Genomic DNA, 15,742 nt, shown 5'->3' on the forward strand with positions numbered 1-15,742 from the left:
AAACAGGCGCCCATAGCTCAGCTGGATAGAGCGACGGTTTGCGGAACCGTAGGTCAGAGGTTCGAGTCCTCTTGGGCGCACTTTTCATTTTGATGGCAACAGGCAACCCGGCAGGTGAACAAAACTGTCCGGGTTTCCTCTTTTTGTCCGAGCAGTATTGGAGAGGTGGCCGAGCGGTTGAAGGCGCACGCTTGGAAAGCGTGTGTAGGTCAAAAGCCTACCGAGGGTTCGAATCCCTCCCTCTCCGCTTCCATTTCCCGCCAGCAGAATCCCCCTTAAAAAAATTTGATTGGCCAACCGTTTGAATTATTTCAGGTTTCTTCAATCGGATTCGCGTGATGTGTAAGGCAGAACCGGTGACCTCTACAGTTGATTGGAAAAGGGAATCGGTATATTTGGAAGAATACTGGTTTCTTGATGAAAATGATGGGGTTTCAAAAACAAATCTCATTCGCTGCCCGGTTTATTTTAAATCACCACAGTTGGCTGGGATGGCGTTTATTCCATGACAATAAAACAATGGAATCCTGCCAGAATAGTACTTTGCGCCCCGCTTAAAAAGGGCATTTTTTCTTGAATCCAGAAGGCCCTTCTGGATTACAAATAAATGCTTATTTAAGAAAAATTGGGCATGTATTTTCCAAATATTAATTTCTCCAAAAATCTTTTTCACTCAGGTCATTTTTATTTTAATTTCGCGTAACTATTTAGGATAGAATTGGTAAGAAATATTCGGACTTCCCTGTAAATGATGTGGGGAATATTTTCGTCGTCTACGAGTTCCTGCGTTTAAATTCGCATTGAATAAATTTTCTATTTCAAATTGTCCGGAAGGGCAAAAAATGAATCTTGACGGTTTTGAAGTTGAAAAGTGGAAGGCTCCGGTAAATTTACTGGCAAAACTGTTGGGGGTATCCACGGTCCTTCTCACGAAATATGAAAAACCTTTTATTGAAGTTTTAGTTTCTTCGGAATCCGAAGGGAACCCGATAAAGGAAGGAATTCGGGTTGGAGAAGGTGAAAGTTTTTGCGGAGAAACTGCACGAAAAAATACTGAATTACAGATTCCTAATTCTAGAAAGGATCCCAAATGGGAAGACAACCCTATCCTGGATAAGGGAATGATCGCCTATATTGGGCTGCCACTTTTATTGCCGGACGGTAAGGTCTTCGGAACTCTATGTGTTCTGGATAATAAGGAAAATAATTTTAATGAGGATTATCGGGAACTGTTGAGGCAGTTCAGGGATATGGTGGAAGCCCAGCTTAAGCTGGTATATAGAAAAAACCAGGTGGTGCAAAGAAACCTTGATCTCGAAATGATTCAGAATGATTTGATTGAAACCTCCAGGCTGTTAAAGGAGAAAAATGAAAGTCTTGAAGATTTCGTGAATTTTGTTTCGCATGATTTAAAAGAGCCAATTCGAAAAATAAAATACTTTGGTGGACAGGCTCGGAATGAAACTGAAACAGAAAACTGCCGGGATAAATTGAGCAAGGTCTTGAACGCAGCAGACAGAATGGAAAAGTTGATAGACAGTTTTCTGGAGTTGTCGCGTATCAATTCCAATGGAATCCAGTTTGAAAGAACTGATTTAAACACAGTTGTCATGGGGGTTTTGGATAATCTCGAAACTCTTCTTGGGAAAAACCAGGTGCTGGTAGAGGCAGGAAACCTCCCGGTCCTGGAAGCGCATTCCATATATATTGCTCAAATGTTTCAAAATCTGTTGATCAATGCGGTAAAGTTCAAAAAAGAAGGACAATCCGGTGTAGTAAAAATCAAAAGTTTTTGTCGGCCAGACGGAGGGTATGACATACATATAGAGGATGATGGTGTTGGGTTTGATATGAAATACGCTGACAAAATTTTTGAACCTTTGGCAAAACTCAAGAGTCCTTCTTCAAAGGATGGTTCTGGTCTGGGACTTGCGATTGTCAGAAAAGTGGTGCAATGCCATGGAGGCTCAATCAGGGCGGAAAGTAACCCCGGAGAAGGAGCCGTTTTCGTTATTTCCTTTCCGGCTTACCATCCCCGTTAGTCGCCCCAGAAAACGTTGTTTATAAGCTGATAGGAAGAGAGGTTTTGCGAGGGATGTCTTCTTCCATTATCCCCCCCGTGGACAAAATCTTAGGAAAAATATCTTGGCCGCGCTCCCTCTGGTCCCCTGCGATGACGGGTTTTTTGCCTTGGTTGCTAACAGACCGACACTAATGTGATACCGGGGCATGCAAAGGTCTCGTTTCAAACGGAACCGATAAATAAGTCAGCAGAAAAGCCTCTTGATTAACCTTGGGTTTGCAAGAGCCATTTCATTGAAAAATTGGGGGGGGAAGAAGTCCTCGAATTTTGGAAAAAACGTAGTATAATCCCCGAGAAGCCATCTGGAAGAGTCCGGATGGTTTATTAATTTCTAATTATTCCTGTTTGAAAGGTCAACCTCTTGCCTTTGCCACCATTTACAGATGAAGATCGAGAACGTGCCAAAAAGCTGTTGAAAGGGTTCCCGGAAGGAACGGAAGACGCCTACTATAAATTCCGTGAAACAGGGGAAATTGAAGCTCTAAAAGTTCTGATTGGTGGTATGCTGGGCTTCTATCTACCTTCCGCGAACGAGAATTACATGAAGGTTGTGGGAGGGGATGTCGATTTGCAAACTGTCGGAATTGACTCCCTGGGAATGACGGAGATGGTATTTCAGGTCGAAGAATTGTTCGACGTCTCCGTTGCCGATGAAGACATGGCCCAGGTCACCACACTGGATGAAATTTCGGTTTACATTAAAGAGCGTCTCGAAAAGGGAGACGACTAACTTCCCGCCTCCACCACTCAGGATTTATGCCAAACCAGGTCGTTGTCACCGGTTTGGGCCTCATCACAAGCATAGGAAATAACAAGGCCCAGGTCACTGAAAGCTTACGCGAGTTACGCCACGGATTCGAGAACATCACGTTCATGGACAACCCTCGAATTCCCGTTAAAGTTGTTGGATCCATCAAGGAATTCGATACGTCCTCACCCAACTGGGTGGAGTGGAAATACCCGGAACATTTCAATCTTGATGTCGATTACCTGAAATCGCTGTCTCCACACGGTCTACATTGCCTGTGCGCTATGTTACATGCGGTGGAAGACTCCGGATTGAAAGAAGAAGAGGTCGCTTCCACTGAAACTGGTTTGTTCGCATCATCCGCCGGATCAACTTTTATGATGCGGAACAATCTGGAAAGCCTGATTGCTACCAATGGAATGCGGATCAATCCGATGAGCGTCGTCGCTTCGGTCTCCGGTACTCTCAATTTTAATCTCGGGGCCTACTTTGGCATCCGTGGAGGAAACTGCGGATTTGTTTCTGCCTGTGCATCAAGCAGCCATGCTATTGGCTACGGGTTTGATGAGATTTATCTGGGACGACACAAAAGAATTTTTGTGGTTGGCGGAGAGGATCTGACTGCGGAGACTTATCTGCCATTTAACGGAATGCGGGCGTTGTCCCGCAACCCGGACCCCGATACAGCCTCGCGTCCCTTTGATAAAAAGAGGGATGGGTTTGTGGGCACCGGAGGGGGAGTGGCCATGGTCCTGGAAAATAAAGAAGATGCGGTTAAGCGCGGTGCCAACATATACGCGGAATTGGTGAATTGGGGGCAGGCCTCCGATGGGTACAACATCGCCATGCCGCATCCGGAAGGCAGCGGACTGACACTCGCGATGAAAAATGCACTCAAAGCCGCGAAGTTGAAACCGGAAGACGTGGACTATGTAAACGCCCACGCCACCAGCACACCACCGGGTGATCGCTCGGAAGCTCTTTCACTGGTCAATATCTTTGGAACTGACAAGGATAAGCGTCCGGCGGTGAGCAGTACCAAGGCGCTCACCGGGCATGGACTTTCCATGGCTGGCGTAATGGAAGCGGCGTTCAGTGTGATATCAATCAAGGAAGGATTTATCCCCGGCGCGGCACACATCTCGGAACCCGATCCGTTATGCGAACACATCACACTTCCCAAAGAAACCCTGGATCAGGCCCCGAAGAATGTGATCAGCAACAGCAGCGGCTTCGGCGGCAGTAACGTCTGCCTCGTTTTCAAAAAATGGGATGGGTGACCACCTTGCGGCGGGGCTGACGGGCAACCTTATTAGCCGTATCACGGGTGTATTGATATAGCCGCTTTACCATAATCTTCCAGTGGGGCTAGATGAGTAACGGTAAAGGCAAATTGATGAGATGGGTTTTAATTTAAAAATATTCTGGGTTACGGAAATAAAATCGAATAACAAAAGATATATAAGGGTACCATTAGTATTAATGCCATTATTTGAAGTTTTTTAACTCTGTTTTAAAATTTTGTTTGGGTTTCGAGTTGCAACTTCTGGTTGTCTCTGATTTCTTTTAGCAACTCCACGATCTCACCTGATCTGTTCCCATCATCCATCCGTAGTTCTCCTTAGTTCTCCTTAAAATTTTATTATTTAATCTCAATATATTCCACATCATCTGGAACGTCCCCGTAATATTCGCGCACTTCCTTTAGGATTTCTTTCCGTGATAGATGCGTGATAGCAACACAGGCGCTATTCAATCCCAGAGAACATTTGAACTTGCCTTCACTGTTGATGGTCCACACCACGGGGCTGTTTTCGTGGCTGGCCTCTGCCGAAAAGTTTTCTCGATTGCCGGACAGGAGTGTCACCGGTGCGACACCTTCGTCTTTTGGGCGATCACCTGGAGTCTGGCTGAAATAGTAGGGTGACTGCGAGACGTGTTCGAGGCTGCAGGGTTGATCCGCTTCTTCTCGTTCCCAGAATGTTTTGCAATTGATAAATAAATCACGCAACTGACCCAGTGCCATGTTCTCCTGCCAGGGCTTGGTGTCAGGAAGTTCGATTTCAAATCCGGAAGAACTTTTTATTTTCGGGTTAGATGAAAACGGAAATTTCCAGAACAGAAACGCAATCGCAAAAAGCACAAGGGACCACGTAGTGATCACAGCACGTGCTGAATGTGTTTTCTTTTTCTTCTTCACAAAGCCCCCAGGCGGATGCTTCCAGTCTAGGGCTTTTGCGGGAAGTTGGGAAGGAGAACATAGCATAACTCGAAAGCCCCCTGCTTCGCTTCCCCCTTCGGAGAAGGGGGATTATTGTATTACTTCTAAAGCAAAGCCGAGGTTCGGAGTTTACCCTTGTCGAAGTCGAAGGGGGGCCACCAGATTTCTGGCATTTGTTTAATACTATGCAAAGGTCTTGATCAAAAGGGAATCAGGTTTGAGATTGCAGGGCCGTGCGATAGCGTGACAGCGCCATGAGTGGGAAGAACTGTCGATACATATGATAGCGAATGTAAAAATGACCTGGAAAACCGGTCCCGGTGAAATAATCTTCGTACCAGGAGCCGTCTTCCTGTTGCTGGTCAATCAGGTATTGCACACCTTTTGTGGCAGCGTTGCTACCCGCTTCGCCGGTTTCGATCAGTCCCATCAGGGCCCAGGCTGTCTGGGAACAGGTGCTGTGACCTTGTCCTCGCAGCTTGGGGTCGATGTATGAGTCGCAGGTCTCACCCCATCCGCCGTCTTCGTTCTGTTTGCTCTTGATCCAGTCGCTGGCTTTTTTGATGCGCGGCTGGGTCATGTCTTCTCCGATAGAACGTAAACCCATCAGCACAAGCCAGGTCCCGTAAATATAGTTCACTCCCCAGCGTCCCCACCAGCAGCCATCGTGTTCCTGTTCGCTGTAGATGAAATCGATTGCCTGTCGCACACGGGGTTCATCAGTGGGGTGACCGATGCGTCCCAGCATCCATAAAATGCGGCCGGTCACATCAACTGTGGGTGGGTCCAGCATGGCCCCGTGGTCAGCGAAAGGGATTTCGTTGAACAGTTCGTGGTCGTTGTCACGGTCGAAGGCCGCCCACCCGCCGTTGGTCGATTGCATACTGAACAACCAGTTGAGGGCGCGATCCATTTCCCGTTGCTTGTATTTTTCATCCTGAAGTTTGGCCCGATCGAGGGCCATGAGGATTTCTGCCGTGTCGTCACAGTCGGGGTAGCTCTCGTTAAAAAATTCGAAGGCCCAGCCGCCCGCCGGGGTTCCGGGATTTTTAAACCGCCAGTCGCCGCGCCTTGTGACCTGTTTGGTCAACATCCAGTCGCAGGCCTGTACGATTGACGGATGGTCTTCCTGCACACCTGAATCCATTAATGCATTGGCGGCGATTGCGGTGTCCCATAAAGGAGAAACACAGGCTTGCAATAGTGTGTGATCTTCGCGGTCAATCAGGAACCGGTCCACCGCTTCAAATGCCCGGACCATGATGGGATTGTCCAGCGAATACCCTTGAAGGTGGAGCGCGAGGATGGAGTTAAACATGGCAGGTTGAATGCCGCTGAAATCACCTTCGGGTTCCTGGTGGTCGAGAGTCCAGCGCAAGGCTTTTTTCATGGCTGCTTTACGCAAAGGTTTCCATCCCAGCTTTCCGAGAGTCTTGAGCGTTTTGTCGATAAACAGAAACGTGTTGGGCCAGTTCAGTCCCGGTTTTGTCGACTTCACACTGAGATCGCGGTCGGCTGGAGTGAACAGTTCCGGAACTGAATGTTCTTCGGAGAGTGGCCAGACCGGTTTGTGTGCGTACACCATAGTGAGTGGAACCACGGTACCCCGTGACCAGCTCGACATTTCATAGACATTGAAGTAGAACCAGTTTGGGAGCAGAATCAACTCGACCGGCATGACCGGAGTGTCATCCCAGGAACTTTGTCCGAGCATGGCAAGGAATATTTTGGTGAACACCCGAGCCGAGCGTACACCGCCAAGATCCTCGATTACCTTGCGGGCTTTTGCCATGGCCGGGTCGTGAGGCGAAACGTCCAGCATCTTAAGCGCGATATAAGCTTCTATCGTGGCGCTGATGTCAGGAGGGCCGCCATAGAAAAGATCCCATCCGCCGTGCTCACGCTGGTTTTGAAGAAGGAAGTTACGGATTTTTTCACGCCGGTCCCGGTATCGGTCCTCAATGCCCAGAAAATGCATTAAAAAGACGAATTCAGCCGTAATGGTGGCATTAGATTCGAGTTCTTCTACCCAATAACCCTCTTTATATTGGGTCGAGAAATGATAGTCCCGTGCGGCCGCAATGGTGTTATCCAGCGCAGTGGAGTTTTGCTGTAAATTTTCCAGGGGAGAATCCAAATCCTGGTTTAATTCAGTGTCAGGGGTTGTAGGCTCTTCTGTCGATTCCATTCAAATAAGTCTCTGGATTTATGGTTAATGCGGGTGGTTAAATAGGTGTTTTTAACGGATTTTAACCATTGGGAGTTAAAACTGATCCGGAATTATTAAAAATCAGGGTCATTTGGGAAATGGTTTTTCATATAAGGGAAGAATACCTTAATCCATAAAAAATCCAAAATTAAAGAAAGATGACCTCCAAATGACGGAATTTTCAGGTTTCTTATTGACAAGAGACCTGAGAATTTCATAAGATACTCCTTCTGTTTATTTACAATCAATCGCTTATTTGCGAGTCAATCCGGAAAATTTATGAAAACGTTCTCCGCCAAACAGTCGGATGTGGTCAAAAAGTGGGTCGTGATCGATGCTGAGGGGCAGGCTGTAGGCCGTGTTGCCAGTAAAGCGGCTTCGATCATTCGCGGCAAGACCAAACCGATCTACACACCTCATGTCGACACTGGAGACAATGTCATCATTGTCAATGCAGCGAAGGTCAAAATGACCGGGAAAAAATGGCTGCAAAAAGAATATTACTGGTATACCGGACACCCCGGTGGACTCAGGTCTTTAAGAGCTGAAGAAATCCTGGCAAAAAAACCGTCCGACCTTTTAAAGGAAGCCATTAACGGGATGCTGCCCAAGAATCGTCTGGGGCGTACACTCCGGCTCAATTACCGAATTTACGACACTGCAGAGCATCCACACATCGGGCAAGAGCCTGAAGTGGTCACCATTTAACAATCTGGCAAGAGGAGCGACTCGTTTCCTGAGCAAAGACCAGAAGCGAGACGAATTGACACAATATGGAAGATAGATATTATGCCACCGGTCGAAGAAAAGAAGCTGTTGCGAAAGTATGGCTTCATCCCGGAAGCGGAAAAATCACCGTTAACAAACGGGAGCTGAGCACCTATTTTGGTCGACCGACCACGGAAATGATTGTTCGAAGACCTCTCGACATGACTGAAACCCAAGGGCAGTTTGACGTTATTGCGACGGTTGTAGGTGGAGGATTGTCTGGGCAGGCAGGTGCGTTGCGCCTCGGTATTTCCAAGGCCCTGACCCTTTCTAATCCGGATCTGCGTCCGACCTTGAAAAAAGCCGGGTTCCTCACCCGTGATCCCAGGGAAGTGGAACGTAAAAAATACGGTCAGCCCGGGGCTCGCAAGCGCTTTCAGTTCTCCAAGCGTTGATCTTCCCGATCAACTGAATCTTACGAATTTAAAATCAAGCGTACCCCGAAATGGGGACCCCGCTCTCAGGCTGTCTTTCAGCTTAAGGTCAATGGTCCCCTTGTATCGGCCCATGTCTTTTACTTTTAATCCATTTTACCTGGCATTGGCATGATAAAAGCCTGTATCGCGGGAGCGACAGGGTATACCGGCCTGGAACTCATCCGGCTCCTGTTGCAACACCCGGACATTCAAATTGAATATTTGACAGCCGACAGTAACAAGGGCAAGCAACTGTCCGAGGTCTGTCCTTCCATGGCTGGGATTTTCGATCCGGAACTTCTGGAACTGGAGCCCGATCTGGTTTCGAAATGCGATGTGGTGTTCCTGGCTTTGCCGCACACCGCTTCCATGGACAAAGTACCGGAACTTTTGAAAACGGGATGCCGGGTCATTGATCTCAGTGCGGATTACCGATTGCATGAGCAGGCGGTTTACGAATCCTGGTACAACACGACACACCAATCTCCTCAGTTGCTGGAACAGGCAGTTTACGGCCTGCCGGAATTGCATCGCGAAAAAATAAAGAACGCGAAGCTGGTAGCCAACCCGGGTTGCTATCCTACAGGTGCGATACTGGGTCTTGCGCCGTTGATGCAATGTGACTGGGCGACCCTGGATTCGGTAATTGCAGATTGTAAATCGGGTGTCTCCGGAGCGGGGAGAAAGTTGAATACAGGAACCCAGTTTTGTGAGGCCAATGAAGGTGTCAGTGCCTACGGGTTGACCACGCACCGGCACACTCCGGAGATTGAACAGGAGTTGAGTCAGCTCGCAGGCCGCTCATTAAACGTCGTGTTCTCACCGCACTTGATGCCCATGACGCGCGGAATTTTATCGACTCTGTACATTTCTACTAATAGAAAAGTAAGTGTCGATGAGGTGCGCGAACACTTTCAGAAATTTTACGAGGGCGAACCGTTCATTCGCATCCTCCCTCCAGGTAAATATCCCTCCACTCAGGGTGTGGCTCGCTCCAACTTTTGCGATATTGGTTTTGCCGTTGATGAACGGACCAACCGGCTCATTATCGCCACTGCGATCGATAATCTGATGAAGGGTGCGTCCAGCCAGGCGGTTCAAAACTGTAACCTGATGTTCCATATTCCAGAAACACGAGGCCTTGAAGCGGCTCCAGGATTTCCTTAATAAAATGACAACACGAATCAAGAATTCAAAATCAGTGAACATCCCAGGATTTAAAGCGGGGGGCATCGCTTGCGGGATCAAGGATAGTGGGATCAAGGACCTTGCGTTGATTTACTCCGACCTGCCCGCCGTAGCGGCCGGTGTGTTCACAAAAAACCAGGTGCGTGCTCCCAGTGTTGATCTGGATGAGGCGGTGCTTGCCAAAGGACATCCGATCCGGGCCATTGTGGTGAACAGCGGTAACGCCAATGCCTGCACAGGAAAAGAGGGCATGGACCATTGCCATACTGTCATAGAGAGCACGGCAAAGAATCTGGACATTGCCTCTAAAGAAGTGCTCATTGCGTCTACAGGAGTGATCGGGGTTCCTCTTCCTGTTGATAAGATTTTAAAAGGGTTGCCTCATTTGTCGCGGCACGTGTCTTCCAAAAGCTGGGAATTTGCGGCGGAAGGCATTTTGACCACAGATCTTGTTCCTAAAATGAAGTCTGTTGAGTTTGTGCTTGACGGAAAAAAAATCTCGATCGGAGGAATCGCCAAAGGCTCGGGTATGATCGCGCCCAACATGGCCACCATGCTCGGGTTTCTCGCAACCAATGCTTCTATTTCAAAGGATGCTCTACAGGAAGCACTGTCCATTGCTGCAGGCGATACCTTCAACCGCATCACCGTTGATGGTGAGTGTTCGACCAACGATATGGTGCTGGCACTGGCCAATGGAAAAGCCGGGAATGCTGAAATCACTCCACGCTCAAAATCTTTCAATCAATTTACAGAGGCACTGACTCTGGTTTGCCGGGATTTATCGTTCATGATTGTAAAGGACGGGGAAGGAGCTTCGAAATTTGTTACCATCCTGGTCGAAGGAGCCCGGTCCAGAGAAGATGCGGAAGCCCTGGGGAAACGGGTTGCTGAATCTTTACTGGTAAAAACGGCGTTGTTCGGTGCTGACCCGAACTGGGGAAGGATCGTTTGCGCATTGGGCGATGCTGGGGTTCAGATCAAACCGGAGAAGGTAGCCATTTCTTTTAATGGAATGACTATCGTGGAGAACGGAGCGCCACTATCCGATATCTCCATGGCCAAGCTGAGAAAAAAAATGAAATGCCGGGAGGTTGAGATTGTTCTAAACCTCAACATGGGTAAGGCAAGTTGCCCCACCTACACTTGCGATTTGTCTTACGAATATGTTCGCATCAACGCAGAATACACCACGTAAAGCGACTGGCTTCGTTCGCGATAAAGTGTTCAGCGCGAAGGGATCAGGTTTTCTTCCGCAGATACCCACCGCTTTTTCTCAGATGACCGCAAGGTCCCTCTCTGGCGATGAGATCCAGATTGGACCGAAAATGGCAGAATTATCCAGGTCTGAAAAACTTCCTGTTGATCTTAAAATTCCGGTAGCGGCCCCTCAGGGGAGGAGAGCTTTGCATAAGTGCTTTCTGGATGGAAACAACAAGGAGGTCGCACTTCCCTTTGATTCCCTTCGACTTCGCTCAGGATAAACTCCGCGAAGAATCTCGCCTTTGCTTTTGATTTTAGAGTTATGCAAAGGTCCCCTCAGGAGAGGAGTCAGCGACTTCGATTGATTTGTTCTTCTGCCCACAGGAGTTGGTGATAAACCTTCAGGTTTTCATCCTGCAACTGCTGTTCGAGTTCTTTAGATAGGTTTTTCCGGTCTTTCTGGTTTTTGGGATTGCGTTTGGATGAAGTGGGTTTAGTCGCTTCCATGCTGAAATCTCCCTTAAAAATACGATGCTTAACAATAATTAGGGCTTTCCTGCCCTGTTTAAAGCTTGTCGGCTTTATTTGAAAAATGCTTGACCCCCTTTTGGGGGTATTTTCGAGAAAATTTCCTGCCTGTTAATACCCTTTGGGTTGCCTAATAATGTCGTAACAATTCGACTGCAAAGCGTGTCCGGTTCAGGTGCTGGGTTGCAGATGAAATCACCTCACCCGTAGCCACGTCCACCAGTGCCAGATGGACGTCGATGTTGGTCCCGATGTCCCGCACCTTGCCATTCACAACGGCCTGAGCTTTCAGGGCTTTTCCAATTTTATGCAAGTCGTCATGCGTGTAGCGGAAAGAAGGTTTCAATTCCAGCTGTTCAAGAGTCTGGGTGACCTCCCCGCGTTGCGCCACGCGGAAATAACGGCTGCGGGTGATGGCTTCTACGACCCGGCTGGACATGTATTCACCGAGAACCGGCACCTGGTCGTTTTCATCTACCAGATCCATGACCACCACTTTGTTGATTTCGTATTCCTCGGCATCACGTGCCAGGTCTTCCACGAGGTCGATGGACCGGTCTTCGTAATAACCGGAATCGGTGTCAGGCTTGAACACCTTGGACCACATTTTGGAAGGAGCGAGTTTCACTTCACAGCCAGCCAGCATCAGAAAGGAGAGGAGCAGAGCCCAGATTTTTATAGATGGGTTCATAGCAGGTGTACCTTGCATGAGGTTTTTAAACGTGTACATGAACAGGATTATGCAAAGGCGGTGCCAGCATTTTCAGGGTTGTTGGGCAAGTGGAGATTCTTCATAAATCATTAAATTTAAATGGTTTTATTGGTTTTCTTGCTGTGGGGGCATTTAAAAGGTTGGTGGGAAAAGTTTGCCTATCGGGAAGATTTGCTGTCAAAATTCCAACGGGAGAGCCTGTTTTTTCCGGTCAGATGAAAATGACCAAAAAAACATGTTAGAGTTTTGAAGCCAACCCTTATTAAATAAATAGAAAGGTAATCGGGATTATGAGGCGGATGATTATTGCGTTTTTGTGTTTGACAAGTTTTGTGGCTTGCGGTGGAACCTTATATGCTGAGGAACCCCTACCCGAAGATATGTCTCCCAGGGAAAAAACCTGGATGGGAGGAGATGCGAAACAGACTCGTAATGCCTATCTTTCTAAAAAAGACAAAGCTTTCCGCAAAATTGCAATTGACACTTCTTTTAAACAGGCCCTCTTAAAAGAAGCTGCCACCCCAAAAGGTGTTGTAAAAGACGAAGCCTCCTGCAAAAAGACACTCCGGCCTCTGGACGAAAAACACAAAGCCCTGCAGTATGAGGGTGGAATGTGGCAGGCGTTTGAGCGCTCTCCGGAAATCCGTTCGAATTCCAAAACCGGGATGCAGATCGATAGCAATCTAAACAAGCTGGCCCGGGCGGTGCAGCACCTTTGCGCCACCGCCAATGGTGTGCCCAAATCATCTGTTGCAAGGATGATCGCCGACATCATCAAGGAAAAGGGGGGTAAGGAAGGAGCACGCCAGCATCTAATTGCCATGGGGCGAGCTAATAAGGATATCGATATCTGGTTCGATTATGAAGCGGCTGCAGAAAAATCGACCACCCGCAGGGTTTCTTTTGAGGCCATCGAAGGGTTGATGCGTAAATTCCAGACGCTCTTGAGTAGCTATGAAGACCTCTACAGGCACAAGGTCACCGCAGCTAATAAAGATCAATACCTTTCAAAATCCAAAACATTGCTGGCAGTGATCAACGATAGTCTCGTCAAGGTTCCTGAATTCGCCATGGCCCAGACGGAGGAAATGGCAGAGCCTCACATGAAATTCATCGGCGAACACTGACCACCTTGCGGTGGGGCAACGTACAACCTGTCAAACAGTGCAACAGGGAGATTAAAACGATTTCTCCCGGCACCCACCTTGCGGTGGCAAACTTTATTGAGCGTATCGCAACAGTTTTTCTATTGCTGTGAGCCGAGCACCCGCTCGCCGTCCGCGGAGGACCACCTTGCGGTGGGGCAACGTACAACCTGCCAAACGGTGCAACAGGGAGATTAAAACGATTTCTCCCGGCAACCACCTTGCGGTGGCAAACTTTATTGAGCGTATCGCAACAGTTTTTCTATTGCTGTGAGCCGAGCACCCGCTCGCCGTCCGCGGAGGACCACCTTGCGGTGGGGCAACGTACAACCTGTCAAACAGTGCAACAGGGAGATTAAAACGATTTCTCCCGGCACCCACCTTACGGTGGAGAGCTTTGTGTTTCCCCAAAAACGAAAGCAAAGGCGAGGTTCTTCGTTTCGCTCAGCATGACAGGATGGCAGTTTTTAGTTTTGATTGATATGGGTTGCAGGTTGTGGTTTTTTAAAATACGCAATTCCCCAGCATGTCATTCTGATGAGACGTCAGGCGAAGAAGAATCTCGCCCTAGCTTTTGATTTTTGAGTTATGCATTAATATAGGATTTCTTCTTGCTCTCGTGAGTTCCGGAGCCCCCCCAGTCAGAATTTTTTAACCGACCCGATATTTTGTGTTTCCATTTCTTTGTCCATATCCCTTCCTAAACCTTGCTTTGATGTTTCTACGATAATCCTCCTTTCAGAGAGTTTTGCGATCAATTCCCCAAGGGTTGGCCTGTCATTCTGCTGCAGGTGAAAATGTCCCGGAAACATGATAAGGTCTAATAAAGCAACCCTTGTCGATAGAAAGGTAACCGGGATTATGACGCGGTGGATTATTGTATTTTTGTGTTTGCCGAGTATCGTGGCATGCGGAGGAACCGAGCAATCGCAGGAACCCCTGGCGATGCCTCCAAAAGAAAAAACCTGGGTCAAAACCGAGAGTGTGGAACAGACCCGGGAGGCTTATCTGGCCAGAGCAGATAAAGCCCCGCGTAAAATTTCTATCGATACCGCTTTCCAGCAGGCTCTCTTAAAAGAAGCCGCTCAACCCAAAGGAGTGGTTAAGGATAAAGCCTCCTGTGAGGCCGCCTTTCGTCCGCTGGAAGAAAAACGCAAAGTTCTGCAACGGTCTGGCGGCATGTGGCACGCCTTCGAACGTGTTGAAGAAATCCGCCCCTTTTCCAATACCGGTATGCAGATTGACAGCAACTTCAACAAGCTTGCCCAGGCGGTGCAGCACCTTTGCGCCACCGCCAATGGTGTGCCCAAATCATCTGTTGCAAGGATGATCGAAGGCATCATCAGGGACAAGGGAGGTAAGGAAGGAGCACGCCAGCATCTGGTCGATATGGGGCGGGCCAAAAAGGATATTGAAATCTGGCTTAACTATGAAGCATCTGCGGAAAAAGCCACTACACGTACGGTGCCTTATGAAACTATCGAAGGTCTCATCCGAAAATTGCAGACCCTGCTGGATGGATACGAAGATCTCTATAACCGAAAAGTGACTGCAGAAGAAAAGGATGCATTCCTCTCGCAATCCAAAACCCTGTTGGCGGTGATCAGCGACAGTCTGGAGAATGTACCCGAACTTTCCATGGCATTGGCTGAAGATATGGCCGAACCCCACATCAAATTCACCGGCGAAATGTGACCACCTTACGGTGGGGTGACGCGCTGAACCTTTTTTGACAAAGAAATGATTTTAAAGCGCATCGCTGAGTGTTTTAAATTGACTGTGCTGAGACCGCCATCTCCTGGTGGGCAGTGAGTCGCCTTCAAATAGATAAAATTTCACACGTCATTCTGAGCCCTTCGACAAGCTCAGGATAAACTCCGCAAAGAATTTCGCCTTTGCTTATAAGTTTGGGCTGATATGATATTCCCCCTTCCACGAAGGGGGAAGCGAAGCAGGGGGATTAATCTATTTCAGCCTATATTAAATTGTAGTCATGAAAAAGAAATCCTCTAACCCTTTTATCCCCTACGATAAATCTCTTAAGGAAAAGGCGAGGAAGCTTCGCAATAATTCAACACCAGCGGAAAAAGAGTTTTGGGCGATTCTCCGTACCATGCCCTTTTTCAAACGATACTATTTCACTCGACAAAAACCATTAGGAAACTTTATCGTCGATTTTTACTGCCATAAATTAAAGCTGGTCATTGAAATTGATGGTGATACACATGGTACAGATACTGCGAAGTCGTATGATCAGAAAAGGACGCATTGGCTGGAAGGTCAAGGATTGCAGGTCATTCGTTTTTCAAATCGTGATGTGTTGAATTGCATCAACGGTGTGATGGAAACGCTTGAAGGGGTTATTGAAAGAATAACAGGGGAAGAATCCCCCCAGCCCCCTTCGTAGAAGGGGGAGCAAAAACCAGCCCAGAGTTTTGGATAATAAAAGGTTTCCCACCGCAATGTGTTTGCCGCAGGATAGGTAGTGATTTAATTATGGTGATGAAATGCGCAAAAAAAC

At 47.9% G+C, this 15,742-nt stretch carries 16 protein-coding genes and 2 tRNA genes; 14 read left to right on the plus strand and 4 right to left on the minus strand.

The window, feature by feature from the left end; translation table 11 throughout:
• Nucleotides 1-6 precede the first annotated feature (6 nt).
• From G3M70_08285 to G3M70_08310, 6 genes are all read left to right on the plus strand, one after another.
• A tRNA-Arg gene (locus G3M70_08285) sits at nucleotides 7-80 on the plus strand.
• A gap of 79 nt (nucleotides 81-159) precedes the next feature.
• Nucleotides 160-247, plus strand: a tRNA-Ser gene (locus tag G3M70_08290).
• Nucleotides 248-338: 91 nt separating this feature from the next.
• The gene (locus G3M70_08295; protein ID QPJ61871.1) at nucleotides 339-509 is read left to right on the plus strand and encodes a hypothetical protein; all 171 of its coding nucleotides are present in this window, start codon (nucleotides 339-341) and stop codon (nucleotides 507-509) included.
• A gap of 333 nt (nucleotides 510-842) precedes the next feature.
• The gene (locus tag G3M70_08300; protein ID QPJ61872.1) at nucleotides 843-2,042 is read left to right on the plus strand and encodes a GAF domain-containing protein; all 1,200 of its coding nucleotides are present in this window, start codon (nucleotides 843-845) and stop codon (nucleotides 2,040-2,042) included.
• A gap of 402 nt (nucleotides 2,043-2,444) precedes the next feature.
• Nucleotides 2,445-2,813, plus strand: a complete 369-nt coding sequence (locus tag G3M70_08305; protein QPJ61873.1) for a hypothetical protein — start codon at nucleotides 2,445-2,447, stop codon at nucleotides 2,811-2,813.
• A 26-nt stretch (nucleotides 2,814-2,839) separates the two neighbouring features.
• Nucleotides 2,840-4,111, plus strand: a complete 1,272-nt coding sequence (locus G3M70_08310) for a beta-ketoacyl-[acyl-carrier-protein] synthase family protein (protein ID QPJ61874.1) — start codon at nucleotides 2,840-2,842, stop codon at nucleotides 4,109-4,111.
• Between the two features lie 362 nt (nucleotides 4,112-4,473).
• Here the strand turns inward: G3M70_08310 and G3M70_08315 are convergent, their stop codons facing one another.
• Together G3M70_08315 and shc are read right to left on the minus strand one after the other, a co-directional pair.
• Entirely contained in the window at nucleotides 4,474-5,097 is a 624-nt protein-coding gene (locus G3M70_08315; GenBank protein ID QPJ61875.1) for a hypothetical protein, read from the minus strand.
• A 166-nt stretch (nucleotides 5,098-5,263) separates the two neighbouring features.
• The gene (gene shc, locus G3M70_08320; GenBank protein ID QPJ61876.1) at nucleotides 5,264-7,240 is read right to left on the minus strand and encodes a squalene--hopene cyclase; all 1,977 of its coding nucleotides are present in this window, start codon (nucleotides 7,238-7,240) and stop codon (nucleotides 5,264-5,266) included.
• Between the two features lie 300 nt (nucleotides 7,241-7,540).
• Between shc and rplM the strand changes: the two genes are divergently transcribed.
• From rplM to G3M70_08345, 5 genes are all read left to right on the plus strand, one after another.
• Nucleotides 7,541-7,969: a 50S ribosomal protein L13 gene (rplM, locus tag G3M70_08325; GenBank protein QPJ61877.1), complete on the plus strand. Its 429-nt coding sequence runs from the start codon at nucleotides 7,541-7,543 to the stop codon at nucleotides 7,967-7,969.
• A gap of 65 nt (nucleotides 7,970-8,034) precedes the next feature.
• Complete coding sequence (gene rpsI / locus G3M70_08330; protein QPJ61878.1) at nucleotides 8,035-8,424, plus strand: 30S ribosomal protein S9; 390 nt, start codon at nucleotides 8,035-8,037, stop codon at nucleotides 8,422-8,424.
• 150 nt (nucleotides 8,425-8,574) lie between these two features.
• Entirely contained in the window at nucleotides 8,575-9,612 is a 1,038-nt protein-coding gene (locus G3M70_08335) for an N-acetyl-gamma-glutamyl-phosphate reductase (GenBank protein ID QPJ61879.1), read from the plus strand.
• A gap of 4 nt (nucleotides 9,613-9,616) precedes the next feature.
• Entirely contained in the window at nucleotides 9,617-10,831 is a 1,215-nt protein-coding gene (argJ, locus tag G3M70_08340) for a bifunctional glutamate N-acetyltransferase/amino-acid acetyltransferase ArgJ (protein ID QPJ61880.1), read from the plus strand.
• Nucleotides 10,800-11,117 carry a hypothetical protein gene (locus G3M70_08345; GenBank protein ID QPJ61881.1) on the plus strand — a complete coding sequence of 106 codons (318 nt, stop codon included), beginning with the start codon at nucleotides 10,800-10,802 and terminating at the stop codon, nucleotides 11,115-11,117. The genes argJ and G3M70_08345 overlap by 32 nt, the downstream gene beginning before the upstream one ends.
• A gap of 67 nt (nucleotides 11,118-11,184) precedes the next feature.
• Here G3M70_08345 and G3M70_08350 read toward each other — a convergent pair whose 3' ends face one another.
• Nucleotides 11,185-11,343: a hypothetical protein gene (locus G3M70_08350; protein QPJ61882.1), complete on the minus strand. Its 159-nt coding sequence runs from the start codon at nucleotides 11,341-11,343 to the stop codon at nucleotides 11,185-11,187.
• 151 nt (nucleotides 11,344-11,494) lie between these two features.
• A complete protein-coding gene (locus G3M70_08355; GenBank protein QPJ61883.1) occupies nucleotides 11,495-12,094 on the minus strand; it encodes a hypothetical protein in 600 nt (199 codons plus the stop codon).
• A gap of 272 nt (nucleotides 12,095-12,366) precedes the next feature.
• Between G3M70_08355 and G3M70_08360 the strand changes: the two genes are divergently transcribed.
• From G3M70_08360 to G3M70_08370, 3 genes are all read left to right on the plus strand, one after another.
• The gene (locus G3M70_08360; protein ID QPJ61884.1) at nucleotides 12,367-13,203 is read left to right on the plus strand and encodes a hypothetical protein; all 837 of its coding nucleotides are present in this window, start codon (nucleotides 12,367-12,369) and stop codon (nucleotides 13,201-13,203) included.
• A gap of 879 nt (nucleotides 13,204-14,082) precedes the next feature.
• The gene (locus G3M70_08365) at nucleotides 14,083-14,916 is read left to right on the plus strand and encodes a hypothetical protein (GenBank protein ID QPJ61885.1); all 834 of its coding nucleotides are present in this window, start codon (nucleotides 14,083-14,085) and stop codon (nucleotides 14,914-14,916) included.
• Nucleotides 14,917-15,214: 298 nt separating this feature from the next.
• Nucleotides 15,215-15,628, plus strand: coding sequence for an endonuclease domain-containing protein (locus G3M70_08370; protein ID QPJ61886.1), 414 nt, complete (start codon nucleotides 15,215-15,217; stop codon nucleotides 15,626-15,628).
• Nucleotides 15,629-15,742: the final 114 nt, after the last annotated feature.

It is taken from the genome of Candidatus Nitronauta litoralis (assembly GCA_015698285.1).
Classification (GTDB): Bacteria; Nitrospinota; Nitrospinia; order Nitrospinales; family Nitrospinaceae; genus Nitronauta; species Nitronauta litoralis.

What these genes read in the sequence shown, in the direction of transcription:
- G3M70_08295 (QPJ61871.1), top strand. Translation starts at nt 339, where the DNA reads ATGTGTAAGGCAGAACCGGTGACCTCTACAGTTGATTGGAAAAGGGAA.
- G3M70_08300 (QPJ61872.1), top strand. Translation starts at nt 843, where the DNA reads ATGAATCTTGACGGTTTTGAAGTTGAAAAGTGGAAGGCTCCGGTAAAT.
- G3M70_08310 (QPJ61874.1), top strand. Translation starts at nt 2,840, where the DNA reads ATGCCAAACCAGGTCGTTGTCACCGGTTTGGGCCTCATCACAAGCATA.
- G3M70_08315 (QPJ61875.1), bottom strand. Translation starts at nt 5,097, where the DNA reads ATGCTATGTTCTCCTTCCCAACTTCCCGCAAAAGCCCTAGACTGGAAG.
- shc (QPJ61876.1), bottom strand. Translation starts at nt 7,240, where the DNA reads ATGGAATCGACAGAAGAGCCTACAACCCCTGACACTGAATTAAACCAG.
- rplM (QPJ61877.1), top strand. Translation starts at nt 7,541, where the DNA reads ATGAAAACGTTCTCCGCCAAACAGTCGGATGTGGTCAAAAAGTGGGTC.
- rpsI (QPJ61878.1), top strand. Translation starts at nt 8,035, where the DNA reads ATGGAAGATAGATATTATGCCACCGGTCGAAGAAAAGAAGCTGTTGCG.
- G3M70_08335 (QPJ61879.1), top strand. Translation starts at nt 8,575, where the DNA reads ATGATAAAAGCCTGTATCGCGGGAGCGACAGGGTATACCGGCCTGGAA.
- argJ (QPJ61880.1), top strand. Translation starts at nt 9,617, where the DNA reads ATGACAACACGAATCAAGAATTCAAAATCAGTGAACATCCCAGGATTT.
- G3M70_08345 (QPJ61881.1), top strand. Translation starts at nt 10,800, where the DNA reads ATGTTCGCATCAACGCAGAATACACCACGTAAAGCGACTGGCTTCGTT.
- G3M70_08350 (QPJ61882.1), bottom strand. Translation starts at nt 11,343, where the DNA reads ATGGAAGCGACTAAACCCACTTCATCCAAACGCAATCCCAAAAACCAG.
- G3M70_08355 (QPJ61883.1), bottom strand. Translation starts at nt 12,094, where the DNA reads ATGTACACGTTTAAAAACCTCATGCAAGGTACACCTGCTATGAACCCA.
- G3M70_08360 (QPJ61884.1), top strand. Translation starts at nt 12,367, where the DNA reads ATGAGGCGGATGATTATTGCGTTTTTGTGTTTGACAAGTTTTGTGGCT.
- G3M70_08365 (QPJ61885.1), top strand. Translation starts at nt 14,083, where the DNA reads ATGACGCGGTGGATTATTGTATTTTTGTGTTTGCCGAGTATCGTGGCA.
- G3M70_08370 (QPJ61886.1), top strand. Translation starts at nt 15,215, where the DNA reads ATGAAAAAGAAATCCTCTAACCCTTTTATCCCCTACGATAAATCTCTT.